The sequence below is a fragment of the Jejuia spongiicola genome, assembly GCF_023502325.1.
GTDB lineage: Bacteria > Bacteroidota > Bacteroidia > Flavobacteriales > Flavobacteriaceae > Wocania_A > Wocania_A spongiicola.
In genome coordinates, this window is sequence record NZ_JAMFLZ010000001.1 from 409,085 (window position 1) to 435,463 (window position 26,379).

Below are 26,379 nucleotides of genomic sequence, written 5' to 3' on the forward strand. Positions count from 1 at the left end.
AAATTTTGAGTACAAAAATAACCAACCAACTTAAAGAAAAATACAAGGCAATAAATCAGGATTTAGATGTTCATTTAGAAGGGCTACTTCATAGTAAGCCCATTACCTATTGGGATTATATTCATACAGATGCCTTGTTGAATTTACAAATACAAAGAACGACATTGCCAGATGAGATGGTATTTATTGGATACCATCAAATTAATGAACTCATTTTTAAAATGATTCTTTGGGAAATCAAGCAGGTCGCTGAATGCGATAATCTGAACGCTGCTTTTTTTGAGGATAAAATAATGCGTGTAAGTCGTTATTTTGATATGCTCACAACCTCTTTTAATATTATGAGGGAAGGAATGGATGTTGAGCAGTATAATAAGTTTAGGCATACACTTACCCCAGCTAGCGGATTTCAAAGTGCTCAATACAGATTAATCGAGTTCGCTTCAACAGAACTTATTAACTTAATTGATGTTAGGTTTAGAGATAATATAGATAGAAATACACCTTTTGAGCATGCATTCGAGCATTTATATTGGCAAGCTGCAGGAAAAGACTATAAGACAGGTAAAAAATCAATTCTTCTTACAAATTTTGAAAACCGTTATAAGGAAGAGTTTATTACTTTTATGAAAGTATATAACACTAAAAATTTATGGTCAAGATTTAAAGAGTTACCTAAGGCTGATCAAAAAGATGAAGACTTGGTTAAGGCAATGCGTCATTTTGATTATACTGTAAATATAAAATGGGTCATGGCTCACTATAATGCTGCCACACATTATATTTTAGGGAAAGATGGCGACGGAGAAGCTACCGGAGGAAGTGATTGGCAAAAATACATGCTTCCTAAATATCAAAAAAGAATATTTTTTCCAGATTTATGGACAGAAAAAGAAATACAAGAATGGGGAACAAATATTTAATTCTGTTAGTTTTAGCAATAATGGTTATTGCTTGCAAAAAAGATAAACCAGCCCCACCAATTTTAGAAGAAGAAATTGCTGTAGTAGAAAAACCACAAGAGGTTTTCGAATTTGGGTTTAAATTGAGCGACTATATTGTAAAAAGGGATACAGTAAAAGCGGGAGAGAGTTTTGGGCAAATTTTAGAACAAAATAAAATAGGTTATCCTAAAATATTCCATATTGCTGAAAAAACTAAGGAAACCTACAATATTGCTAGATTTTTTCAACAAGGTAAACCATATACGCTTTTATTTTCTAAAGATTCATTAGAATTGCCAGAAAGCTTTATTTATCAACCTACAAAAGAGGAGTATGTGGTTATTAATTTTAAAGATTCCATTCATGCTTTCAAAAGTAAAAAACCCATTACTTATGTTGAGAAATCAGTAACTGGGGTTATTACAAGCAGTATTTCTGAAACCCTTGATAAAAAAGGTGTCAGCGCAGTATTAACCAATAAATTAGCTGATGAAATTTATGCATGGACTATAGATTTTAGACGTTTGCAAAAAGGAGATCGATTTAAAGTTATTTACTTTGATAAATATATTGATGATAGTATCTATGCAGGAATACACAAAGTTAAAGCAGCATATTTTGAACATAATAAAGAGCCTTTTTACGCTTTTGAATTTGAAACAGATGAAGACAAAGGTATAGTAGACTATTTTAGTGAAGAAGCTAAAAATTTACGTCGCGCATTCTTAAAAGCCCCTGTTAAATTTAGCAGAATCTCTTCAAGATATAATTTGCGTCGTAGAATAGCGGTTTATGGTTATAAAGTACGACCTCATAAAGGTACTGATTTTGCTGCTCCAATAGGTACACCTATTAGAGCAACAGCAAACGGAACTGTTACAGAATCTAGAAGAAGAGGAGGTAATGGTAATTATGTTAAAATAAGGCATAATGCTACATACGAAACCCAATATCTTCATATGAAAAAAAGAAAAGCAAAAGTTGGAGATTTTGTTAAACAAGGAGATGTAATAGGTTGGGTAGGAATGACTGGTAATACAGGTGGACCACATGTATGTTACCGTTTTTGGAAAAACGGAAGGCAGGTTGATCCTTTCAAACAAAAACTTCCTGAAGCAAAACCAATTTCAGATTCATTAAAATTTAAATATTTAGATTTTATTAAACCAATTAAATATCAATTAGATAATATTTTGTTCGAACCAGAAGTTCTTGAAAACGAACAACCAGAACAAACTATAATTACTCAAGCAAATTCATAACATGCCACTACCAAATATAAACCCAACAACAACAAATTCTTGGGAAAAACTACAAGAGCATTTTAATAAAATTAATAATATACATATGAAAGATTTGTTTGCTCAAGACAGTGAGCGAGCAAATAAATTCACAATTAAATGGGATGATTTCTATGTTGACTTTTCAAAAAATAGAATCACTGAAGAAACGTTTAGGTATTTACTTGAATTAGCTGATGAGGTTAATTTAAAGGAAGCTATCCAAAGTCAATTTTCTGGAGAAAAAATAAATAAAACCGAAGGACGAGCAGTTTTGCATACCGCATTGCGTGCACCAAAGGATGCTAAATTTTATGTTGATGGTGTTAATGTTGTGCCAGAAGTACATCAAGTAAAGCAAAAAATTCAAAGTTTTACTAACGAGATAGTAAATGGAGATAGAAAAGGGTTTACAGGAAAACCATTTACTGATGTAGTAAATATTGGTATTGGTGGTTCAGATTTAGGACCAGCTATGGTAGTTGAATCGCTTCAGTATTATAAAAATCATTTAACTACGCATTTTGTAAGCAATGTAGATGGCGATCATGTTAATGAAGTAATTAAAAAATTAAATCCAGAAACAACACTTTTTGTAGTGGTTTCAAAAACATTTACAACACAAGAAACATTATCTAACGCCAATACAATTAAAAATTGGTTTTTACAATCAGCAACAGAGGGTGCTATTGCAAAACATTTTGTGGCTGTATCAACAAACATAGATAGTGTTAAGAAATTTGGAATAGATGTAAACAACATATTTCCTATGTGGGATTGGGTTGGTGGTCGTTTTTCGTTGTGGAGTGCAGTAGGTTTATCTATAAGTTTAGCAGTAGGGTATAATAATTTTGATAGCCTTTTAACTGGAGCAAATAAAATGGATGAACATTTTAAGAGTGAAGATTTTAAATCCAATATTCCGGTAGTTTTAGCACTAATAAGTGTTTGGTATAATAATTTTTTTAAGGCTGAAAGTGAAGCTGTTATTGGGTATTCACAATACTTAAATCAATTTGCAACCTATTTGCAACAAGGCATTATGGAAAGTAATGGGAAAAGTGTTGATAGAAATGGAAACCCTATAGATTACGAAACAGGAACATTAATTTGGGGTGAGCCAGGAACCAATTCGCAACATGCATTTTTTCAGTTAATACATCAAGGTACGAAACTAATTCCAGCAGATTTTATAGGGTTTGTAAAATCACTACATGGAAATAAAGATCATCAAGACAAGTTAACTTCAAATTTTTTAGCCCAAACAGAGGCGCTCTTAAATGGTAAAACAAAAGACGAAGTTGTTTTAGAAGGAGCTGACGAATCAATTGTTCCTTTTAAAGTATTCAAAGGGAATAAACCAACGAATACTATTTTTATTAATAAACTTACACCAGAAAGCTTAGGAAAGTTAATAGCTATGTACGAGCACAAAATATTCGTACAAGGTGTTATTTGGAATATCTTTAGTTATGATCAGTTTGGAGTAGAGCTTGGAAAGCAATTGGCAAACAAGATTTTACAAGAATTTAACATTAGTAATGTTAACAATCATGATTCATCTACTAATAATTTGTTAAAGCACTACAAAAAATAAACATAACTATCTTATTTTAAGCTAATTAATCAATATTTAAGAAAAAACTCAAATGTTAATGTTATTAACATTTGACGAATTATAATTTTTTTGTTTGTTAACATTTATTTTATGCATGCATAATATTTAAACTAATATTATGCTTATTTTTGCAGGGACTAATTTCAAATAATTAATTATGAAAAAAACTACGCATTTTATAATGTTAACTGTAGCGTTATTATTCTCTACAGTATTAATTGCTCAAAGTACAATAACTGGTACAGTAATAGAAGCAGGAAGTAATATTCCTCTACCTGGAGCAAATATTATCGAAAAAGGCACTACTAATGGTGTTACTTCCGATTTCGATGGAAATTTTACAATTAAAACACAAGAATCTTCAGGAGAGTTAGTAATTACTTTTATTGGATACACTTCTAAAACAATTTCGTTTTCAGGAGATGCTACTTTAGAAAGTATAGCACTAGAATCTAGTCAAGTTGGCTTAGAGGAAGTTCAAATTATTGCATCGGTTGCAGTTGATAGAAAAACGCCAGTTGCGGTATCTACAATTAAATCTGCTGATATTGAACTTAAGCTAGGAACACAAGAGTTTCCAGAGATATTAAAATCTACTCCAGGAGTATATGCAACTAAAGCTGGTGGTGGTTACGGAGACGGTAGAATTAACCTTAGAGGATTTGATTCTGAAAACGTTGCTGTAATGATTAACGGTATTCCTGTTAATGATATGGAAAATGGTCGTGTATTCTGGTCTAACTGGGCTGGATTAGGTGATGTTACAAGTACTATGCAGGTTCAGAGAGGTTTAGGAGCATCTAAATTGGCAGTACCATCTATTGGGGGTACAATAAATATCATAACAAAGACTACTGATGTTGAAGCTGGAGGAAATATATCTACTACAATTGCAAATGATGGATATGAAAAATTCGGCATAACATATTCGACAGGATTGCTAGAAAATGGTTTTGCAGCTACTGTTTCAGCAGCAACAACAGAAGGTAATGGCTATGTTGATGGAACGGAGTTTAATGGTGTTTCTTATTTTGTTAATCTATCAAAAGAAATAAACGAAAATCATAAATTATCTTTTTCAGCCTTTGGTTCTAAACAACGTCATGGTCAAAGACAAAATAGACAGCTTATAGAAACTTATAAAAATAGTGACAGAGGTAGAAAGTTTAATGCAGATTGGGGTTATTACAATGGACAAGTAACTCACCAAGAAGATAACTTTTACAATAAACCTCAAATTTCTTTAAACCACTATTGGACATTAAGTGAAAAAACGTCTATCATATCATCAGCATACGTATCCTTCGGATCTGGTGGAGGTGGAGGTACCAGAGGTGTTAATAAATTTACAATTAATGCTGATGGAAGTAGCGATTATAGAACTGGACTTTTTGGACCTTTAGATTTTGATAAAATTTCTGACGAAAATGCAGCATTAGGAGCAAATGGATCAGAAACTATATTAAGAGCATCTCGTAATGACCATAATTGGTATGGATTATTATCTACTTTAAAAACAGATTTATCTGATGATTTAGTATTACTAACTGGTGTAGATTTTAGATCATACAAAGGGATTCACTTTCAAGAAGTAACTAATTTATTAGGAGGTCAATATTTCTTAGACGATAATAACGAAAACAACCCAAACAACCCAGCTAAAGTAGGTGATAAAATAAACTACAATAACGATGGGAAAGTTGGTTGGTTAGGATTCTTTGGTCAATTAGAGTATGATGTTAATGAGAAATTCAACACATTTATTGCTTTAGCAGCTTCAAATACATCTTACCAAAGAATTGATTATTTTAACTATTTAGACTCAGATCCTTTACAAGAAACAGACAAGTATAATTTCTTTGGTTTTAGTGCTAAAGCTGGTGCAAACTACAGAATTGACGAAAATCATAATGTATTTGCTAACTTAGGTTACTTTGAAAAAGCTGCAGATTTTGATTCAGTATTCTTAAATTTCTCAAATGATAATATTAATGCAGATGCAGAAAATCAAAAAATCACAAGTTACGAACTAGGTTATGGTTTCCGAGGAGATAAATTATCAGCAAATGTGAATTTATATAGAACGACTTGGAATGATAGAACAGAAACTGCTACTTTTCAACAACCAGATGGAACAAGAGCTACAGCTAATATATTAGGAGTTAATGCTATTCATCAAGGTATAGAGATTGATTTTGTTTATAGAGCTTCAGAAAAAATAAGCTTTACAGGTATGGCATCTTTAGGTGACTGGAGATGGGATAGTGATGTAACTAATGTTAGTATACTTGATGAAGAGCAAAATATTGTTGATACAGTTAATCTATTCATTAAAGATTTGCATGTATCTGATGCTGCTCAAACAGCATTTGCGTTAGGAGCTAATTATAAATTATCTTCAGATACTAGGCTAGTTGTAGATTATAATTATTATGCCGATATTTATGCTGATTACGACCCTAGTGATCGAGGAACTCAAGGTGCACCAGATGCATGGAAAATGCCAGATTATGGTTTATTTGATTTAGCACTTAATCATAATTTTAAATTTGGACCTTTTGATGCTACTTTAACAGGTAGAATGAATAATGTATTTGATACAGAATACATTTCAGATGCACAAGATGGAGCAGGCTCTACTGATGACACGGCTTTAGTTTGGTTTGGTTACGGAAGAACATTTAGTGTTGGAGCAAAACTTAATTTTTAAAAAACTTTGAAAATGAAAAAAATAATTTATTGTTTAGTAATATTAGGATTGGCTATTACTAGCTGTAACCCTAATGAAGACATCTATAACGCTTTAGATGCACAAGAAGACGTAATAGCAGGAGATGTAGAGTATACACTTACTGATGAAGATTATGATGAATTGGAAAAATCTTTTGGGAATTTTAATTCAGAAGATGAAGCAAAAAGCTTAATTCCTGGGTTACTATCTAGTAAATTTCCAGTTTGGGGATTAGGTTCATCAGCTAACGTAACTTTTGATTTATATGCCCCAAAAAGAGAAGAAAAAAGCTTAATTAGATATACAGTATCTTCTCAAGATTATGATGATTTAGGACATACATTTGGAAACTTTGATAGCGATGGAGATATTCAAGAATTTTTAGAGTGGAAATACCCAGATCCAGCTAGCCGAGCATTAGTATCGTTAACTTATAAATATTATGATGGTAGCGTAAATACTTTAAACAATGGTTTTTTATATATTAATGATGCTTGGGAGACTATTTTAGGATTTACTGATGACGAATATGAAGAAATGGGAGAAGGTTTCTCTAATTTTTCTAGCGAAGATGAGGCAATAGTAAAGATACCGGTTTTCTTAAAAGATAAATTTAAGTACGATCCAAGAGAAGCAGGAGATATCGTAGCAACTATGTACAAATTATACACAACAGATGTGGATGATATTGATGGAGATGGTAGCACGACAGATAGAACTACTTATAGCTATGTTAAATATTTTATTTTTGATGGCGTAAATTGGTCTGAGTATAACGATGTAATAAGTTCTACAATCCAATTTGGACACGATGGTACCACTTGGGTTCCAGATAATACAATTAAATATACTTTTACTGCTGATGATGTTGCTTTCATCTCTGATGCTTTTATTTCAATTTATGAAGGACCAGCAGATAATGTTGGATTCTTTGGAAGTTTTGATAGAAGAGAAAGTAGTGATAACTACTGGAGTGATTCAATGCTACTAGAAGCATTTAATGCTCTTTTAGATGAAAGAGATCCAAGCGCAGAAGAAGGACAAAAATACGTTTTAACTTTTGTTGTATACACTGGTTCAACAGGTAACGAAACAAAAAGCGTTATTAAAACTGGTGGCGAATGGGTTTATCAATAAGATAATACCAAAAACATCAAAAAAAACCACCTCGCGCTGAGGTGGTTTTTTTTCCTCAAAATTCAATAAATTTTAGATTCTTATGAAAAAAGCCTTTTTAATACTTAGTGCAATAATTATTTGTAGTTGCAGTTCTGGTGGCGATGATGCACCCCCGCCAACACAAGGTCCTGTTGAAGATGGAAAACCAATTGCAGTTAATGATAATGCTACAACTCCTGAAGATACAGAACTCTCATTAAGTGACTTACTAGATAATGATACTGTGGTTGATAATGCAAAAGTTACTTCATTTGATGCAACTACTAGCCAAGGAGGTACTGTTTCTGACGAAAGAACACATTATTTATATACACCTAAAGAAGCATTTGTAGGAGAAGATACTTTTACATATACACTTTGTGACGACGACGACCCAGCAAATTGTTCTACCGCAACAGTTACAATTACTGTAATTGATGAAGGTAATCCTGTAGCAACTGCGGATGCTTATAGTGCTATAGAAAACACTACAACAGTATTTGCTAAACTTTTAGAAAATGATGATACAATTGATGATACAATTTTAAGTTCAATTGATGATACAGGTACCCAAGGAACGGTAGTTTTAAATAATGATAAAACGGTGTCGTATACACCACAAAATGGGTTTTTAGGCCAAGACACATTTACTTATACTATTTGTGATGATGATAGTCCAGATAACTCATGTTCAACAGCTACGGTTACGGTTACTGTTATTAAGCCTTTAGCATTTAATATCCCTTCTGAGTTAGTTGATTATTATAATGGCGTTGTTTTCGCCGAAGATTCAGATTTTATGTTTTCTCAAATGGAAAGTCATACAAAATCAAATCATACAACTATTTTACCTTATGGTCAGCGTCACCAATACTTATATAATGCAGATGCAGATTTAAATAATACAGATAATGTTATCTTAATGTACTCTGGAGAAAGCAGATATTGGGAAGAATATACTTCTGGAACGAATTCATATTCTCCACAAACTTTTAATACAGAGCATGTATATCCGCAGTCATTATTAAGTTCAGATGATGCAGTTACAGACTTACACCATTTAAGATCATGTGATGCTTCAGTAAATAGTAATAGACTTAACTATCCTTTTGTAGATGGAAGTGGTACATATACTTTGGTAGGTGAAGAATGGTTTCCAGGAGATGATTGGAGAGGAGATATTGCCAGAATGATTATGTATTTGAATATTAGATATGGTGAAACTTTTGAAAGAGTAGGCGGCTTAGATTTGTTTATAGCATGGAATATAGCTGATCCTGTATCGGAGTTTGAAGAGCAAAGAAATAATGTTATTTATGCAGCCCAAGGAAATAGAAACCCATTTATAGATAACCCGTATTTAGCTACGCTAATTTGGGGAGGCAGCGATGCTGAAAACAAATGGAATTAAAACTTTAAAAGAGTAACATAAAAACCGCTTCAAATGAAGCGGTTTTTTTATAGCATTTATTATTACATTTGTTACAATCAAATTTTCAAAATATAAATTATGTATAATACTATATTAAATCTACACTCATATTGGGCATATCTTGTTTTATTAGTTTTAATCATTGCGGTAGGTAATGCATTATTTAAAACATTTGGCGATAAAGAATATACTGCTAAGGATTTTAGAATATCACTTTTTACCTTGATTGTATCACACATTCAATTATTAATTGGACTGATATTATATTTTGTGTCTCCAAGATTTGAGTTGTGGAGTGAATTAGGAGGAAAAGTTATGAGCAACTCTATAGCCCGATTATATCTTGTCGAGCATCCTTTTGTAAATATTATAGCAGTCGCATTAATCACCATTGGGTATTCAAAACATAAAAAGAAACTAACATCTGCTTTAAAACTAAAAACAATAGCTGTTTTTTACACTATTGCTTTGGTTCTATTCTTATCAAGAATTCCGTGGAGCACTTGGATGAATTAAAACAAAAAGTACGATGATTTTTATCGTACTTTTTGTTTTAATAGTATTAGTTTTTAACCTCCTTTATTACATAGGCATAAACAGGGAAATGATCACTAAAACCATTGGTGAAAACGCCATTAGAAAAACTTCTATGCGGATAACCTTTATATTGGCCTTTTTTGTTTATTAGGTAATTTTTATTAAAAACACCAGCTTTGTAAAATCTAAATGACGAAAAATCTTTTTCTAATAGAGGTTTTGTAACCATAATTTGATCAAATAAATTCCAAGCATCTCTATAAGCATTTGTGCCTATACCGTTCATATAGAAACGTTCCATGGGGTTATAAATGCCTTTCAAACCTACTTTTTTTCTGTCTTTTTGAGTTTTCAAAACATCTTTAACACTAGGGTTTGTTGGGTTATCATTTAAATCTCCCATAATAAAAATTTTAGCATAAGGATTTATAGCTTGAAGTGAGTCTACTAGACGCTTACTTAGTTTTGCAGCGGCAATCCGTTTTGGTCTACTTCTTGCCTCTCCACCTCTTCTAGACGGCCAGTGATTAACTATAACATGAATCATTTCACCATCCAATTGGCCACTAACAAGCAATTGGTCTCTAGTATAAATGCGTTTTCTAGTCTTATCGTCATAAATTTTTAGCTCGTGGTTACTAGTTGTTATAGGAGTAAATATTTTTTTTTGATATAATAAAGCAACATCTATACCACGAGTATCTGGAGAATCATGATGAATAATGCCATAATCTTTTACAAGCAATAAAGAATCGTTTACAAGATCTTCTAGAACTTCTCTGTTTTCAACCTCAGAAACTCCAATAATAGCAGGTGTGTTATTTGCAACATCTAATCCGATATCTGCAATTACTCGAGCCATATTTTTAACCTTCTTTTTATAAATGGCTTCACGATTAGTTTTTAATTCCATAATCGGACTATATTCATCGAATTTATTAGGATCATTTATGGTGTCAAATAAATTTTCTAAATTGTAGAAAGCTATAGTGTGAATTTTAAATTTTTTGTCTTGAGCATTAGTTGTCATAAATACACTTAAGAGCAAAATTGAAATACTAATTTTTAACAAGTTCATTGAGTTTAAAAAAACGATTCTTTACAATGCTATAATACAAAACCTAAGCCAAAGTTGTTGCGATGATGTAAAAAATTTAGAATCAATTAGTTACTTTTTCTTATTATTGGTGTCATAAAGATAATTATGAATAAAATAGCCCTCATTTTTTTATTCGGACTTTTTTCAATTTCCCTCAGTGCACAACAAACACTTATAAAGGGTAGTGTTAAAGATGCTGTTTCTTTTGAGCCCATTTCAGACGTAATAATTATCATTGAAGAAACAAACCTATCGGTATTAACAAATAATTTAGGAGAGTTTGTGTTTTCTTCAAATATCCCTTTAGGAGAGCAAATTTTAAAAATCTCAAAAATTGGGTACATTACAAAAAGGTACCCAATAATAGTCAATAAAAATAAAACTGTAAATATTACAGACATGACTTTAGAAGTTGAGGTCTCTGGAACTCAAGATTTGTTTACTATTACACTCTCAGATGATGAATTAAATGATGATACTAGCGGCTTAGATAATATTTCTGGATTGTTAGCATCCTCTCTCGATATCTTTCAACGCACTGCAGCTTTTGAGTTTAGCTCGTCATTTTTTAGAGTACGGGGTTTAGATTCAAAGAATGGCTCCATTTTAATTAATGGTATCGAAATGAATAAAATATACAACGGAAGGCCCCAGTGGAGCAATTGGGGAGGAATAAACGATGTGTTAAGAAACCAAGAACTATCATCAGGGTTAACACCGTCTAATTATAATTTTGGAGGCGTTTTAGGTACTACTAATATAAATACAAGGGCATCAGAAGCTAGATCTGGAGGCCGAATAACATATTCGTCATCAAACCGAAGTTATACAAATCGAGTTATGGCAACCTATGCTTCAGGTTTATTAAAAAATAATTGGGCCTACACTCTTTCAGTAGGCAGACGATGGGGTAATGAAGGTTATCAAGATGCAACGAGTTATAACTCTAATTCATTTTTCACTTCCGTAGAAAAGAAAATTAATGACCAACATAGTTTGAATTTAACAGCAATTTATACCCCTAATCGAAGAGGTAAATCATCACCTAATACACAAGAAATATATGATTTAAAAGATATAAAGTATAACGAATATTGGGGGTGGCAAGATGGAGAAAAGCGAAACTCTAGAATTAAAGAAGTAAATGAACCTATTGTGATGCTTAACCATTATTGGGGTTTTAATAGTAAAACAAGTTTAAATACTAACATTGGGTATCAGTTTGGGAAATTAGGTAATAGCCGTTTAGATTATAATGGTAAGGATTTAATTAATGGCTTTCCTCAAGGAGGAGGCGCTAATCCAAGCCCAACGTATTATCAAAAACTGCCAAGTTATTTTGAGCGAAATTTTCCTGATGATTTACAGTTTGCATACCAAGCTTTAAATGGATTTCAGGCTAGTGGGCAGATAGATTGGAATGCCATGTATAAGGCCAATATTGATAATTCTCAAAATGGGGGCAATGCTATTTATGCTCTTTATGAAGATAGGGTAGATGATGCGCAATTAACTATAAACTCTATTTTAAATACTGAATTGACGAATCATATTATGTTGAATGGCGCTATTAATTTTAAAACGTTAAAATCTGAAAATTTCGCTGAAGTTTTAGACCTTTTAGGAGTATCAACTTATTTAGATATTGATGGCTTTGCTACAAATATTAATGAAGCTCAAAACAATTTATTAAGCCCAAACAGAATTGTAGGAGAAGGAGATAAATTTAAGTACCACTATAATATTTTTGCAAACGAAATAGGTGCTTATACTCAAGCACAATTCACTTATAATAAAATAGACTTTTATATTTCAGGTAGTGTCAAACACACCCAATACCAAAGAGAGGGTATTTATCAAAACGGTGGGTTTGCAGATAATTCTTTAGGAAAAGGAGATAAGTTAGCGTTTACAGGTTTGGGAGCTAAGGGAGGGTTTACTTATAAACTAACAGGAAAGCATGTGCTAGATGCTAATGCAGGTTACATCACTAGAGCACCTTCAATACAAAATACATATTCAAATTCGAGAGAGAATCATAATATAGTACCTAATATTTCAGAAGAAAAGATTATGTCTTTTGATGCAAGTTATGTATATAGATCGCCAGTAGTAAAGGCAAAAGTTACAGGTTATTATACTAAAATAACTGATGCAAGCGAAATATCATTCTATTTTGCTGATGGCGTTGGAGGAGATAATACTGCATTTGTTCAAGAAATTTTACAAGGCATAGACAAAAAGCATTTAGGAGGAGAAATAGGTGTTGAAGCTCAAGTAACACCAACTATTAAATTAAAAGGAGTAGCATCAGTTGGACAATTTACATATGATAATAATCCGAATTTATTTTTATCAACAGAACCTGATGATGAATCTATTGATGCAGGGTTTGTAGACGGATTTAAAGATTTTGGACAATCAAACCTAAAAAATTACAAATTAGCTTCTGGTCCTCAAAATGCTTACTCTGTTGGATTTGAATACCGAGATCCTGATTTTTGGTGGTTTGGCGCAACAGCAAATTTTTTCTCTAATACGTATGTAGATGTAAATCCGTTAACACGCTCGTCAAACTTTACAACCGATTTTGATGGTAATGTGTTTAATGATTATGATGAAAGTTTAGCTCGTGAACTTTTAAAACAAGAACGTTTTGATGATTACATGGTGGTAAATTTAATTGGTGGAAAATCTTGGAAGATTGGTAAATATTATGTGGGGCTTTTTGCAAGCGTCAATAACCTTTTAGACGAAGTATACAAAACTGGAGGTTTTGAACAAGGTAGAAATGCCAATTATAGAGAACTAAGAAATGATAAAGCTTTAGATACTCCAGTTTTTGGATCAAAGTATTGGTATGGTAGAGGTACAACGTACTTTTTAAACTTAAATTTAAGATTTTAAAATATTAGTAGCTATGAATAACTTTTTTAAAACAGTACTAGTGTTAATAATATTGTTTTCTGTGTCATGTGTAAAAGATGATGATTATGGTGTGCCAGATATTTCGATAAGCAACCTTAATATTCCACAGGAAAAAATAACAACTTTTAAAGCTGTCAAATCGCTATATGAGCAAGCAGTAAATGGCGGAAATTCGACAGTGATTATTAACGATGATTTATATATTGAAGGCTATGTAATATCATCCGACAAATCGGGAAACTTTTTTGAAGAATTAATCATTCAAAATAAAAGTGATAATAGTAACCCTGATAATGACCCAAGACTTGGTTTTAAAATTGATATTAATGTAAGTAGTTTGTCAGATACCTATCAATTTGGACAAAAAGTATACATTAAAATGATGGGTTTAACGATTGGAGAAACTAGTGGAGTTATCACTATTGGAAAAGGAGATGCAGTAAATGTAAAACAAATTCAAGCTGCTGAATATAAAGATATTATACTGAGAACTAATGAGGTTGAAACTATTACGCCAAAAATTGTGGGGTTAGCTGACTTAACAGAAGCAGACGAGAATACCTTAATTCAGTTAGATAATATGCAACTAAATAGGTTTGAGTTAGGAGCTACTTTTGCAAGCGAATCATTTGATGAATTTGATGGTTTTCGTTTGTTAGAAAGTTGCGATTCAGGTATTTCTTTAATTATGCAAACGAGCACGTTCTCTGATTTTAAATCGCTGATTGTTCCTCAAGGCAAAGGAATTATTACAGGAGTATATAGTAGAGATTTTCGAGACGACTTTAATGTGTTAATCTTAAATAGTTCAGCAGATATTAATTTTGAAAGTAACGAACGCTGTGATCCTATGGAAATTACCTGTGGTATTGCTCCTACAGTAGGAACTGGGAATTTGTTTATGGAAGATTTTGAGTCACAAAAAAACAACAAACCTATTGAAGGCAACGGTTGGACCAATTACCTTGAAGCTGGTTCCGAACCTTGGGAAGCTTGGTCTTCAACATCATCCAATGCATCTTTGGGGCGCTCTGCTAGGTTAAAATCGGCTAGTTCTGGAGACGAAAGTAATATTGGTTGGTTAATAACACCAGCTATTGATTTGGATGCCCAAGAAGGGGAAACATTACGTTTTAAAACCTCAAACAGTTTGGCTGATAGCAGCTATATGGAAGTGTTGTATAGTTTAGATTGGGATGGTAATGAAGCTAATATTGCATTAGCCACTTGGGGTGTTTTATCTGCTGCCTACGTGGTAAAAGATTCTGATTCTTTTGTGGCTTGGTTTAATTCTGGTGTGGTCGATTTATCGTGCATTTCAGGAACCATTTATATTGCATTTAAATATACTGGAAGCGGACAAGATACTTTTGATGGAGTTTACGAATTAGATGATATTAGTATTGATTATGTAGAGTAATTATTTATATATCGAAAAGATAAAAGGAAAGCATTAAATTCGCGAAATGACTATTTTCGACCAATTTTTCTATTCCGTATTTTCGTTTTATAAAAAGCGATATAAGCAAAAAGCGAATACTATTGCATTAGTATACGTGTCGGTGCTTCAAATAAGTTTAATTTTTCTTTTAGGTTGTTTTTTTGCAGCTTTTTTTAATAAAATGCATGCAGAAACTATATCTAGTACTAGCGCTTGGACTTTATTTATTATAATTTCTATAGGGATTTACTTTAAAAATTGGATACAATACACTGGCAAAAAACGTATGATGATAAATACTAAAATGATTAAAAAGAAAAAACCACAAACTAATATTTGGTTGCTTTCTATACTGCCAGTTGTTACTTTAGCATTAGCATATATTGTATTTCAAGCTATTTAACTACTTCTTAAAAATAGCATAAACAGGAAAATGATCGCTATAACCACCTTGATATCTTTTACCTATGTAGGTTCTATAAGGAGAGCCCTTAAACTTGCCATTAAAAAGTTTTAAAAAATCTTCATCAAAAATATTGGCAGTACTAAATTCAAATAAGCGATCTGAAGTTTTAAAAAAATTTGTTGAAATTAAAACTTGATCAAATAAATTCCATTGTCTACCGTGGTAAGTAGTACCACGACTAAAAGAACGTAAAGTTTCCATAGGATTGTACAAATTAAATTCGCTCACAAGTTGTTTTATACTATTACTATGCGGATCATCGTTAAAATCACCTATAACAATAATTCTTGCATCGTCATTATCCAATCGTAACGAAGTAACAATCTCGCCGACTTTATTTGAAGAGGCCATACGTTTGTATTCCGTTTCCTTCTGCCCTTCGCGTCTAGACGACCAATGGTTAACTATAACATGAATATTTTCACCATCAAGTAATCCAGAAACTAATAAAATATCTCTTGTGTAATCTGGCGACCCATCTTCATCAGTTAAACTAATAGTAAATGTCTCAGATGTAATAACCTCAAAAGCCTTAGCATCATATAGTAAAGCTACATCAATACCACGTTCATCTAAAGAGTCATAGTGCACGTATTTGTAATTACAATCTTCTAAATGTTTTGAAGCCAACAAGTCTTCAATAACTTTAGCGTTTTCAACTTCACATAATCCAACAATTGCTGGGTGTTTTCCAGTTTCTCTTCTTCCAATATTTGAAATAGCAAACCCTAATTTTCTAAGTTTATTTTTATAGCGTTTAGGAGTCCATTTTTTAACCGATGTTGGTAAAAAATCACGATCATTTGTGTGCTTGTCATCATTAAGATCAAATAAATTTTCAAGATTATAAAATGCAATAGTTTGCATATTATCTCTAACAGGAATGTTTTCAAAAGAATCTATCATAGATTAAAAATATCGCTAAAAATATAAAAAATAAAATGGTTGCAATTACTTAACTTTGCGGTATGTTAGAGAAGAAAGATACTGCTTTAGAAAGAGCTGTTTTAATAGGCGTTATAACTAAAGACCAAAACGAAGAAAAATCTAAAGAATATTTAGATGAACTGGAGTTTTTAACTTTTACTGCTGGTGGATATGCTGTAAAACGCTTCACACAAAAAATGGAAATGCCTAACCCAAAAACTTTTATTGGAACAGGTAAAATGGAAGATGTACGGCAGTATATAGAAGAGAACGATATAGGTACCGCTATTTTTGATGATGAATTATCTGCGGCACAAGAACGTAACATAAGTAAAATCCTTGGTGTAAAAGTATTAGACAGAACAAATTTAATACTCGATATTTTTGCACAAAGAGCTCAGACAAGTTATGCCAGAACACAAGTAGAACTAGCACAATGTGAATATTTATTACCAAGATTACGTGGTATGTGGACACACCTTGAACGTCAAAAAGGTGGTATTGGAATGCGTGGACCAGGTGAAACCGAAATTGAAACAGATAGACGTATAGTACGCGATAAAATTTCACTTTTAAAAGCACGAATCAAAACCATCGATAAACAAATGGCTGTACAGCGTGGTAACAGAGGTAAAATGGTTAGAGTAGCTTTGGTTGGTTACACAAATGTTGGCAAATCTACTTTAATGAATGTTATAAGTAAAAGTGAAGTATTTGCCGAAAATAAGCTATTCGCTACATTAGATACTACCGTTAGGAAAGTGGTGATTCAAAACTTACCATTTTTATTAAGTGATACAGTTGGGTTTATTAGAAAGCTACCAACGCAATTGGTTGATAGTTTTAAAAGTACTTTGGATGAGGTTAGAGAAGCCGATTTACTATTACACGTTGTAGATATTTCTCATCCTAACTTTGAAGAACATATAGAGTCTGTAAATAAAATTTTAGGAGAAATTAAAAGTGGCGATAAGCCAACTATTATGGTATTTAATAAAATTGATGCTTACGAAGCAGAACCTTTTGACGATACCGATTTAGTTGCAGAAAGAACTGAAGCGCATTACAGTTTGGAGGAATGGAAGAGTACTTGGATGAGTAAAGTAGGCAACAATGCGTTGTTTATTTCAGCTTTAAACAAACAGAATTTGGAAGATTTCAAAAAACGAGTTTACACTGAAGTTCGAGAAATTCATGTTACACGTTTTCCATACAATCATTTTCTGTATCCAGATTACAATTATGATGACATGGAGTAAATTTAGGGCGTTCTCTTTCAGGTCAGGCTTTCACAAGTCGCTCTTTGCAAGGAGCTCCAACAATTGCTCAATCCTTAACGCAAAAAAATACGCTTCTTAAAAAAAGAAGCGTATTTTTTTATAAATATATTTTTCCGTGTTTTAGAACTTATAATTAAGACCAAACATCCAATAACTTTGTAAATCGTTATCAACAGTATCAAAAGTCTCAGTAGTATTTCCTAAAGTATTAATAGCGTAGTTTAAAGCTTCTTGTTTGTTGTTTCTTAAGCCAAAATCAAAACCAACACCAATCATTTTCCATAAAGTATATCCAAAAGAGTTAGTCCATGTCCAGTTAGATAAGTCTCCACTTTTGTAGCTTTGAAACATAGATAAGTTAGTTTTAAAACTTATTGCTCCAATTTGTCTGGTATAATCGGCAAGAATCTTTGCTCCTAACGATGATTCGAAAATAGCATCCTCTTTACTAAACACAAAATTGTAGTTTAAAGGATGAATTACTACAACAAGATTAGTAATTGGAGTCCATGTTGCACCAACACCCAAATCTAAGTATCCAGGGTCGTTAAAATTGCTTAAAATTGTGGTTCTGTACTCTGCTAAACCAGAAATTGCAAATTTTTCATTCAGCTTACGCCCATATAATGAAGTGATATTAAAAACATCAGTAGCTTCTCTAAATTTATCACTATCAAGAGGGTCATCTTTATCATCCAATTTTACCCAAGATAAGTTTACGTTGGCAGCATTTCTCCAAAAGAATTTTTCTTGAGTTAAGTTAGCAAAGGCATTAACGGTAAAACCGATGTTTCCAGAATTGTTATTAGGAGAGCCTTGAGCGTACCAATTTTTAAAACTAGAAACACTTCCTCCTATGGTACCAAAAGCCCCTTTTTTCCAACCCGGTAAAGCATCAATTTGACCTTGAATAGCATCAACACGACCTTGTATAGCAGCAATAGAATCTTTTTTAGCAGCTTGTGTTGCCTTTAATTCTTCTAAAGTCTGAGCATTTATCGAAACTATTCCGATAAAAAAAGTAAATAATAATAACGTCTTTTTCATTTTAGATTTTGTTAAAATTTGTGCAAATATAAAGGTTAGACACCTATATACAATTTAGTCACACAACAAAATTATTTGTTTTTATACAGAGGAACTGAAGAGCAAGCCTCTCCGTACATAATAGATTTCGCAATAGGTTTTAACTTTGTTGTTAGCATAATGTATGCATTTTGAGGAACAGGTTTTTTAGAGCATCCTTTAATAATAATAGGCTTGTCTGCATATTCTGAAACATCAAGGTTATCAATAATATTTTGATAAACAGTAGTTTCTAAAACCTCTAAATCTCCTATAACAACCTTTTTAGCAAACGGTTCTAAATTAATACTAAGCAACATAAAAGCCCAAGCAGGAATAATAGCATCGGTACTACAAGTTAATGCAACATAGTATCCTTGATATTGACTCCAATCGAATTCTGAAACGTGATTTCTAAATTCTTTTTCACGCAATACAAAACCTTCAAAAAGCCAATCTTTAATATCAAAAAGAATACGTTTACCTTCAGGATAATAATCCTCAAGGTCCAAAGTTATTAATTTACTATTCGCTACGCGATTTATAATTTCTTCAGGCATTTATTTTTTCTTAGCTATTAATAAAATAGAATCATCATCATCAAACTCTTTATAGTCTTCAATTAAAAGAATTTCAAAATTACCTTTGTAAAACCTTCTAAGACTCTTTTCTGAATGATAATTTACAAAAAGACCTTTAAATATTTCTGACCCTTCACCTTTCCAAAAAGAATGACATATTACGCCATCAGCATTTAATATTTCATATTGTCTTTTAATAGATTTGATTAATTCATCATCTGTTAAGTGATGCATAACCTTGTTTGAGTAAATACTGTCAAACTTTTTTTCCGTTCTTAAGGTTGTAGCATCTAAATTGAGAAACTCACTTGTAGCGTTTTTGGCATTTAAATAACTTAAAAATTCATCAGAATTATCTGAGCCAGTAGTTTTATACGATTTGTTTAATATACTCCAATCACTTCCAGGTCCTGAACCAATTTCTAGCAATGTTGAATTTAAAGGTAAAAACTTTTTTAATTTTTCTATTAGCTGCGCGCCATTAAAACCTTTAGCTAATTTTATATATTCTTCAACAGATTCTTTAGTTTTGTAATATTTTCCTTCCATTGGTAAATCTGTAAACTAAAAAATTAAAGCATCCCCAATTCCAACTTTGCTTCTTCGCTCATTAAATCTTGTGTCCAAGGCGGATCAAAAGTAATTTCTACTTCAGCAGATTTTACATCGTTTAAAGATTTTACTTTTTCTTCAACCTCTAGAGGTAAGGTTTCTGCAACAGGACAATTAGGTGTTGTAAGTGTCATTAATATTTTTACATCGTAATCTTCATTAACAAATACATCGTAAATTAATCCTAATTCATATATGTCTACAGGAATTTCTGGGTCGTAAATTGTTTTTAAAACATTTACTATTTTTTCCCCTAAGGCGTTTGTATCTATAGTTGTTTCACTCATTTTAATTAAGTTGTGTTTGGTATGCAATAGCATACATTTTAAGTTGTTTTACCATACTTACTAAACCATTAGCTCGCGTTGGCGATAAATGTTCTTTTAGGCCAATTTTATCAATAAAATCGGTGTCGGCATCTATAATGTCCTTTGGGTGTTGATTAGAAAATACACGAATTAAAATAGCGATTATACCTTTTGTAATAATTGCATCACTATCGGCAGTAAAATTTATTTTATCATCTTGCATTTCAGCATGCACCCAAACCTTACTTTGGCAACCTTTAATAATATTGCTTTCAGTTTTGTATTGGTCGTTTATTAAAGGCAAATCCTTGCCTAAATCAATCATATATTGATAACGCTCTTCCCAATCTTCAAACATTGAGAATTCGTCTATAATTTCATTTTGTATGTTTTCAATACTCACAGTTACAGTTTTATGCAAAAATACAACAAGAAATGTAGCTATTCAATGTTTTCTGAAATAGATAAGATTTCTTTAACAAGTATAGCTATTTCTTTTGGGGGATTTCCATGATCAAAACTCTGCGATTCGTAAACTATACCATTATAAGTAATTTTTAAATTCCCAATGGCAGCTCCGTCAAAAAAGCGATCTTCAGAAGGTGCTTTTAAATTTGCTATATTTTCTACATCAACAGTTTTAAGAGTTTTCATTAAGTTACTCCAATCAGCTTCACGACAAACTTTAGTATTTGGCTTGCCTTTTTGTTTGTTTGTTAATGAAACGCTTTTTTGATTAATATTTATTAATTTATAAGTTCCTCTTGACAAGGCAGAGTATTCAAAGTTTACCGATATGTTTTCGACTTCTTTTTCAGCAGATAATAATAGTTTCTTTTTATTATATAGCGAAAAGCCACCTTCTTTAAATAGAATTAAATTTGCTTTTTTGAATGCTTTAAGCAACTTTGTTTCTGTTTTGTTCTCTTCATCCTGACACATCATTTTGGTTGACCCTATGTCTCCAAATGTTAATGCATTATCTTTTATTGAATAAGTTCCAAAAAAACGATTACAACCAGCAAAACCAGACACTTTTTTTGTATTATCATCAAAAGTAATATTGAGGCTATACGATGAAACATCATCGTACCCCAAAGTATTTATTTTATATGTTCCGTTAAGAGTCTTCAATAGGGTGTTATCATTTTGTTGAGCTAACATTAACTGAAAATCTGTTGGACCCCAGCAACATCTTAAAACAATGATGCTAAAAATCATTAAGAAAGATTTCATGTTATTATAAAGTTTTAATTAAATTAATATAAGAATACAAAAAAGACGCCAAACTTGGCGTCTTTTTAACTTTTATTAAAAGGAATTATAATTAATTACCTACCATAGAAGCTCTTGCTCCTCCTGAAGCAAAAATAGCTCTCATTCTATTACGCTGACCATCGGTAAACATATACATACATGCATCATAAGTATAATCCATATAATTCATAGTCATATCTGCAGATTTGCAATGTGTTGTTGGGAATGATGGACAACCACCGTTTGATCTATCAGATTTAGGTGTATCTGTAACAAAATCATCTCTATTACATCTGCCATCTCCCCAAATATGGCGTAAGTTGAAGTAGTGACCTACTTCGTGAGTTCCCGTTCTACCTAAACCATAAACACCACTTGTATTTCCAAAATAGTCACCACCTAATACAACACCATCTGTTGATGCGTTACCACCTGGGAATTGAGCATAACCTAAAATACCGCCTCCTATTTCACAAACCCAAATATTTAAATGAGTGTCTGGAGTAATTGGAGGATAAGCTGCTTTAACTGCATCATTTGTACCCCATGAAGATCTAGAATCATTATGTCTGAAAGTTCCAGCTAATGAAAAGCTAAAACCTGCATCTGTTGCATCATTAGCAAACGTAGTTCCTGATGGGAGTTGATTAATATTAACATCTCTAAAATCTGCATTTAAAGTTGCCATTTGAGAGTTTACTTGAGCATTAGAAATACTATTTGCGTCAGGGTAAACAATATGTATATAAACAGGAATATCTATTATTCCTAAATTATCTTGAATTGGTAATACATCAACATCTGTATCTCCAGAACCTCCTCCAGGTCCACCGCCACCACCAGGCTTACCTTTTGCTACTAGGAATTTTCTAGTGTGGTATTCAACATCATACATCTTTTTCTCCAAACCAGGATTTTGCTTTAGTTGACGATTTAAGTTTACCATGGCATAACAAGATTTTGAATTGCTTTTGCCTTGGCTTTGTTTTGCAGCTTCATCAGTATCTGCATCAGTATAAACGTAAAAATCGCTCATGTCGATTTGCTGTTCTTGATCTGCATCATTTGAATTTTCACTACATGCTGTAAATAACATGGCTACAGCTGCCATACTTAAAAGTACTTTTTTCATTTTTATAAATTATTTAAATTAGTCGAAGTGAATATATAATGATTTTCTTAAAAATTTAACATTTTTTGTTAAATATGTGGTTAAACCACATATATTTTGTTAAATAATCGACAAACAACATGTTTTTGTTAATTATATAACATCTATAATTTTAGAAAAAGTGATAAAAATGAATAGGATTGATTAAAAAGAATAATTTAAGAAAGCATCATTTTTGCTTTTTTAACACCTTCTACTAAGGCGTCAATTTCAGCTTTGGTATTATAGAAGGAAAAAGAGGCACGAATAGTACCTGGAATATTGTAAAAATCCATGATAGGTTGTGCGCAATGATGCCCTGTACGCACAGCAATTCCTAGTTTATCTAAAATAGTACCTACATCGTAAGGATGAATACCGTTTAAATTAAATGAAATAACCGATGTTTTGTTTTTTGAGGTTCCAAAAATCTTTAAACCTTCAATGGCTAGGAGTTTTTCTGTGGCGTAATCTAACAACTCGTGTTCGTACTTGGCAATATTGTTAAAACCAACACTATTCATATAATCGATTGCAGCACCAAAAGCAATGCCGCCACAAATATTAGGTGTACCTGCTTCAAATTTATGCGGTAAATTGGCGTAAGTAGTTTTTTCGAAAGTTACCTCGGCAATCATTTCTCCACCACCTTGATATGGTGGTAACTTGTTTAGCCAATCTTCTTTTCCGTAAAGCATTCCCACGCCTGTTGGCCCGCACATTTTATGTGCTGAGACTACATAAAAATCGACATCCAGTTTTTGAACGTCAGGTTTTATATGTGGACACGATTGTGCGCCATCAATTAAAACAGCTGCACCAACCTTATGTGCTTTTTCAATGATATATTCAATAGGGTTTATGGTACCTAAAGCATTGGATATATGGTTAACAAAAACGAGTTTTGTGTTTTTTGTGAGTAATTTATCGTAATCATCCATTACCAATTCACCATCTTGGTTCATTGGAATAACTTTTAATATAGCTCCTGTGCGTTCGCATAACATTTGCCAAGGTACTATATTACTATGATGCTCTAAGGCTGAAACAATAACTTCATCTCCTTTTTTTAGCAATGATGAAAACCCATTAGCTACTAGGTTTATACTGTGTGTTGTTCCTGATGTAAGTATAATTTCGTGCGAAAACTTTGCGTTGAAATGTGTTTGTACTTTTTGGCGGGCTTGCTCGTATAAATCGGTTGCTTCTTGACTTAAAGTATGTACCCCACGATGGATGTTGGCATTATAATTTGAATAATAATCGACAATAACATCAATAACTTGTTGTGGTGTTTGCGAAGTTGCTGCATTATCAAAATACACTAAAGATTTACCATTTACTTTTCTGGAAAGAATGGGAAAATCTTTTCTTATGTCGTTTACTTTAAACATGGCTGATTGTTTAGCCCCGATAGAAACGGCATCCTTTTTTGAGGTACGAAAAAAAGATACAGTGGATAGCGGGAAATAGCTTCAAATGGTTTTATAAATCAAATCCAATATTAACACCTAGTTTATTGGCAATAATTTTTGTGATGCGTTGTTTCATTTCTCGAATTTTAACCGAGCTTAATACATTGTTACTGAAGGCGTACATTAAAAGAGCTTTGGCTTCTTTTTCTGGAATACCTCGAGAGCGCATATAAAACATAGCGTTTTCATCTAATTGACCAATGGTACAGCCGTGAGAGCATTTTACATCGTCTGCAAAAATTTCCAACTGAGGTTTTGTATTTATAGTGGCTTTGTCGCTAACTAAAATATTGTTGTTAGACTGAAAGGCATTTGTTTTTTGCGCCTCTTTTTCTACAATAATTTTACCATTAAAAACACCTGTTGAGTTTTCGTTATAAATGCCTTTATAATCTTGGTGGCTTTCGCAATTTGGTTCTATATGGTGTACTAGTGTATTGTGATCAACATGTTGTTTGTTGCCAATAATAGTTACGCCTTTTAATATAGAATTAATGCGCTCGCCTTCTTGATAGAAATTAAGGTTGTTACGGATTAATTTTCCGCCAAATGCAAAGGTGTGTACCGAGGCAACACTTTCGCGTTTTTGTTTTATGAATGTATTGTCTATTAAAGACGCGTTTGCATTATCGTTTTGTATTTTATAATAATCTACAATTGCACGTTTGTTTGCAAAAATTTCGGTAACACTATTGGTTAAAACAGCATTATCGGTTAAACTTTGATGACGCTCAATAATTTGAACATGAGAATTCTCGTCAACTACAATTAAGTTACGAGGTTGTAACAATGTTGCCGATTCGTTTCCTGTTGATAGATGAATAATTTGAATTGGTTTTTCTACCAGTTTGTTTTTTGGAATATGAATGTAGGCCCCTTCTTTAGAAAACGCTGTATTAAGTGATGATAAGCTATCCTTAGTAGCTGCTTTGTTAAAATAATTTTCAATAACTAAGCGGTATTTTGGTTTTGATAATGCTGCTGACATTAAACAAACATCTATCCCGTCATGAGTTGTTTCAGATAAGTGAGAAGAGTATTTACCATCGATAAATACAATTTTATACGCATCGATATCGTGAATAAAATATTTTTTTACATCTCTATATTCTAAAGCATTTTCTTGTTTAGGAAAAACACTATAGTCTTCTTTTAATATTTTATTTAAAGATGTGTATTTCCAAGCTTCTTCTTTTTTAGACGGAAACCCTTTTTCTTCAAATATTTTTATAGCGTCATTTCTAACATCGTGAACATATGAGTCTGCCTCGGCTTGATCTTCGAATACTAGAAAGGATGATACTAATTTTTCTTTTAAATCCATTTGCTTGTTTTGTTAAGCGTTCACTTCTTCTTTAATCCAGTCGTAGCCTTTTTCTTCAAGCTCATGTGCTAGTTCTTTAGTTCCAGACTTTACAATTTTTCCATTATGAAGTACATGCACAAAATCTGGTACTATATAATCTAACAAGCGCTGGTAGTGTGTTATTACAATTACAGCGTTGTCTTTACTTTTAAGTTTATTAACACCATTGGCTACAATGCGTAAAGCATCAATGTCTAAACCAGAATCGGTTTCGTCAAGAATAGCTAATTTTGGCTCTAACATTGCCATTTGAAAAATTTCGTTTCTTTTCTTTTCACCACCAGAAAAACCTTCGTTTAACGAGCGTGATAAAAATTTTCTATCAATTTCTAATAAATCAGCTTTATCGCGAATAAGCTTTAACATGTCTTTAGCGGGCATGTCTTCTAATCCTTTTGCTTTGCGTGTTTCGTTTATTGCTGTTTTAATAAAGTTTGTTACTGAGACTCCTGGAATCTCAACAGGGTATTGAAACGATAAAAAGATACCTTTATGAGCGCGTTCTTCGGCTGCTAATTCTCCAATGTCTTCACCTTCAAAAACAATAGAACCGTTGGTTGCTTCGTACTCCTCTTTTCCTGCTATTACTGAGGCTAGCGTACTTTTTCCTGAGCCATTTGGTCCCATGATAGCATGAACCTCTCCTGGTTTAACCTCTAGATTAATACCTCTTAAAATGGCTTTATCTTCAACATTTGCCTGTAAATTGTCTATTTTTAACATC

23 protein-coding genes are annotated in these 26,379 nt (G+C 32.3%); 11 read left to right on the forward strand and 12 right to left on the reverse strand.

Annotation, left to right across the window (positions count from 1 at the left end; genetic code table 11):
* Positions 1-5 precede the first annotated feature (5 nt).
* The 7 genes from M3P09_RS01890 to M3P09_RS01920 all read left to right on the forward strand — a co-directional run bounded on the left by M3P09_RS01890 (position 6) and on the right by M3P09_RS01920 (position 9,679).
* Positions 6-923, forward strand: a complete 918-nt coding sequence (locus M3P09_RS01890) for a tryptophan 2,3-dioxygenase family protein (RefSeq protein WP_099564902.1) — start codon at positions 6-8, stop codon at positions 921-923.
* A complete protein-coding gene (locus M3P09_RS01895; RefSeq protein ID WP_233192475.1) occupies positions 881-2,206 on the forward strand; it encodes a M23 family metallopeptidase in 1,326 nt (441 codons plus the stop codon). Before M3P09_RS01890 ends, M3P09_RS01895 begins: the two co-directional genes overlap by 43 nt.
* A 1-nt stretch (position 2,207) precedes the next feature.
* The gene (gene pgi / locus M3P09_RS01900) at positions 2,208-3,821 is read left to right on the forward strand and encodes a glucose-6-phosphate isomerase (RefSeq protein ID WP_249971815.1); all 1,614 of its coding nucleotides are present in this window, start codon (positions 2,208-2,210) and stop codon (positions 3,819-3,821) included.
* 178 nt (positions 3,822-3,999) lie between these two features.
* Complete coding sequence (locus tag M3P09_RS01905) at positions 4,000-6,552, forward strand: TonB-dependent receptor (RefSeq protein WP_099564899.1); 2,553 nt, start codon at positions 4,000-4,002, stop codon at positions 6,550-6,552.
* Between the two features lie 12 nt (positions 6,553-6,564).
* Positions 6,565-7,710 carry a hypothetical protein gene (locus tag M3P09_RS01910; protein ID WP_099564898.1) on the forward strand — a complete coding sequence of 382 codons (1,146 nt, stop codon included), beginning with the start codon at positions 6,565-6,567 and terminating at the stop codon, positions 7,708-7,710.
* An 82-nt stretch (positions 7,711-7,792) separates the two neighbouring features.
* Complete coding sequence (locus M3P09_RS01915) at positions 7,793-9,142, forward strand: endonuclease (RefSeq protein ID WP_249971816.1); 1,350 nt, start codon at positions 7,793-7,795, stop codon at positions 9,140-9,142.
* Between the two features lie 99 nt (positions 9,143-9,241).
* The gene (locus M3P09_RS01920; protein WP_249971817.1) at positions 9,242-9,679 is read left to right on the forward strand and encodes a hypothetical protein; all 438 of its coding nucleotides are present in this window, start codon (positions 9,242-9,244) and stop codon (positions 9,677-9,679) included.
* A 46-nt stretch (positions 9,680-9,725) separates the two neighbouring features.
* Here M3P09_RS01920 and M3P09_RS01925 read toward each other — a convergent pair whose 3' ends face one another.
* Entirely contained in the window at positions 9,726-10,778 is a 1,053-nt protein-coding gene (locus tag M3P09_RS01925) for an endonuclease/exonuclease/phosphatase family protein (protein WP_249971818.1), read from the reverse strand.
* A 126-nt stretch (positions 10,779-10,904) separates the two neighbouring features.
* Between M3P09_RS01925 and M3P09_RS01930 the strand changes: the two genes are divergently transcribed.
* The 3 genes from M3P09_RS01930 to M3P09_RS01940 are packed head-to-tail and all read left to right on the forward strand — an operon-like array spanning position 10,905 to position 15,571.
* The gene (locus M3P09_RS01930) at positions 10,905-13,706 is read left to right on the forward strand and encodes a carboxypeptidase-like regulatory domain-containing protein (RefSeq protein ID WP_249971819.1); all 2,802 of its coding nucleotides are present in this window, start codon (positions 10,905-10,907) and stop codon (positions 13,704-13,706) included.
* Positions 13,707-13,719: 13 nt separating this feature from the next.
* Positions 13,720-15,147, forward strand: coding sequence for a DUF5689 domain-containing protein (locus tag M3P09_RS01935; RefSeq protein WP_249971820.1), 1,428 nt, complete (start codon positions 13,720-13,722; stop codon positions 15,145-15,147).
* 46 nt (positions 15,148-15,193) lie between these two features.
* Positions 15,194-15,571 (forward strand): hypothetical protein, encoded by a 378-nt coding sequence (locus M3P09_RS01940; RefSeq protein ID WP_099564892.1) that lies wholly within the window; start codon positions 15,194-15,196, stop codon positions 15,569-15,571.
* Here the strand turns inward: M3P09_RS01940 and M3P09_RS01945 are convergent, their stop codons facing one another.
* Complete coding sequence (locus tag M3P09_RS01945; RefSeq protein WP_099564891.1) at positions 15,572-16,540, reverse strand: endonuclease/exonuclease/phosphatase family protein; 969 nt, start codon at positions 16,538-16,540, stop codon at positions 15,572-15,574.
* A gap of 62 nt (positions 16,541-16,602) precedes the next feature.
* Here M3P09_RS01945 and hflX point away from each other — a divergent pair, with 62 nt between their 5' ends.
* A complete protein-coding gene (hflX, locus tag M3P09_RS01950; protein ID WP_099564890.1) occupies positions 16,603-17,820 on the forward strand; it encodes a GTPase HflX in 1,218 nt (405 codons plus the stop codon).
* Positions 17,821-17,961: 141 nt separating this feature from the next.
* Here hflX and M3P09_RS01955 read toward each other — a convergent pair whose 3' ends face one another.
* The 10 genes from M3P09_RS01955 to sufC form a co-directional block, all read right to left on the reverse strand.
* Entirely contained in the window at positions 17,962-18,888 is a 927-nt protein-coding gene (locus M3P09_RS01955) for a DUF3078 domain-containing protein (protein ID WP_249971821.1), read from the reverse strand.
* Between the two features lie 71 nt (positions 18,889-18,959).
* Positions 18,960-19,466 carry a DUF2480 family protein gene (locus tag M3P09_RS01960; protein ID WP_249971822.1) on the reverse strand — a complete coding sequence of 169 codons (507 nt, stop codon included), beginning with the start codon at positions 19,464-19,466 and terminating at the stop codon, positions 18,960-18,962.
* Positions 19,467-20,036 carry a class I SAM-dependent methyltransferase gene (locus tag M3P09_RS01965; RefSeq protein ID WP_249971823.1) on the reverse strand — a complete coding sequence of 190 codons (570 nt, stop codon included), beginning with the start codon at positions 20,034-20,036 and terminating at the stop codon, positions 19,467-19,469. It abuts the gene before it with no gap.
* 23 nt (positions 20,037-20,059) lie between these two features.
* Positions 20,060-20,386, reverse strand: coding sequence for an SUF system Fe-S cluster assembly protein (locus M3P09_RS01970; protein ID WP_099564886.1), 327 nt, complete (start codon positions 20,384-20,386; stop codon positions 20,060-20,062).
* A 1-nt stretch (position 20,387) separates the two neighbouring features.
* A complete protein-coding gene (locus M3P09_RS01975; protein ID WP_099564885.1) occupies positions 20,388-20,810 on the reverse strand; it encodes a SufE family protein in 423 nt (140 codons plus the stop codon).
* A 38-nt stretch (positions 20,811-20,848) separates the two neighbouring features.
* The gene (locus M3P09_RS01980) at positions 20,849-21,643 is read right to left on the reverse strand and encodes an META domain-containing protein (protein ID WP_249971824.1); all 795 of its coding nucleotides are present in this window, start codon (positions 21,641-21,643) and stop codon (positions 20,849-20,851) included.
* A gap of 91 nt (positions 21,644-21,734) precedes the next feature.
* Positions 21,735-22,796, reverse strand: a complete 1,062-nt coding sequence (locus M3P09_RS01985; protein WP_249971825.1) for a zinc metalloprotease — start codon at positions 22,794-22,796, stop codon at positions 21,735-21,737.
* 197 nt (positions 22,797-22,993) lie between these two features.
* A complete protein-coding gene (locus tag M3P09_RS01990) occupies positions 22,994-24,208 on the reverse strand; it encodes an aminotransferase class V-fold PLP-dependent enzyme (RefSeq protein ID WP_249971826.1) in 1,215 nt (404 codons plus the stop codon).
* A 91-nt stretch (positions 24,209-24,299) separates the two neighbouring features.
* The gene (sufD, locus tag M3P09_RS01995; RefSeq protein WP_249971827.1) at positions 24,300-25,613 is read right to left on the reverse strand and encodes a Fe-S cluster assembly protein SufD; all 1,314 of its coding nucleotides are present in this window, start codon (positions 25,611-25,613) and stop codon (positions 24,300-24,302) included.
* A gap of 12 nt (positions 25,614-25,625) precedes the next feature.
* Positions 25,626-26,378: a Fe-S cluster assembly ATPase SufC gene (gene sufC, locus M3P09_RS02000; RefSeq protein WP_249971828.1), complete on the reverse strand. Its 753-nt coding sequence runs from the start codon at positions 26,376-26,378 to the stop codon at positions 25,626-25,628.
* Position 26,379: the final 1 nt, after the last annotated feature.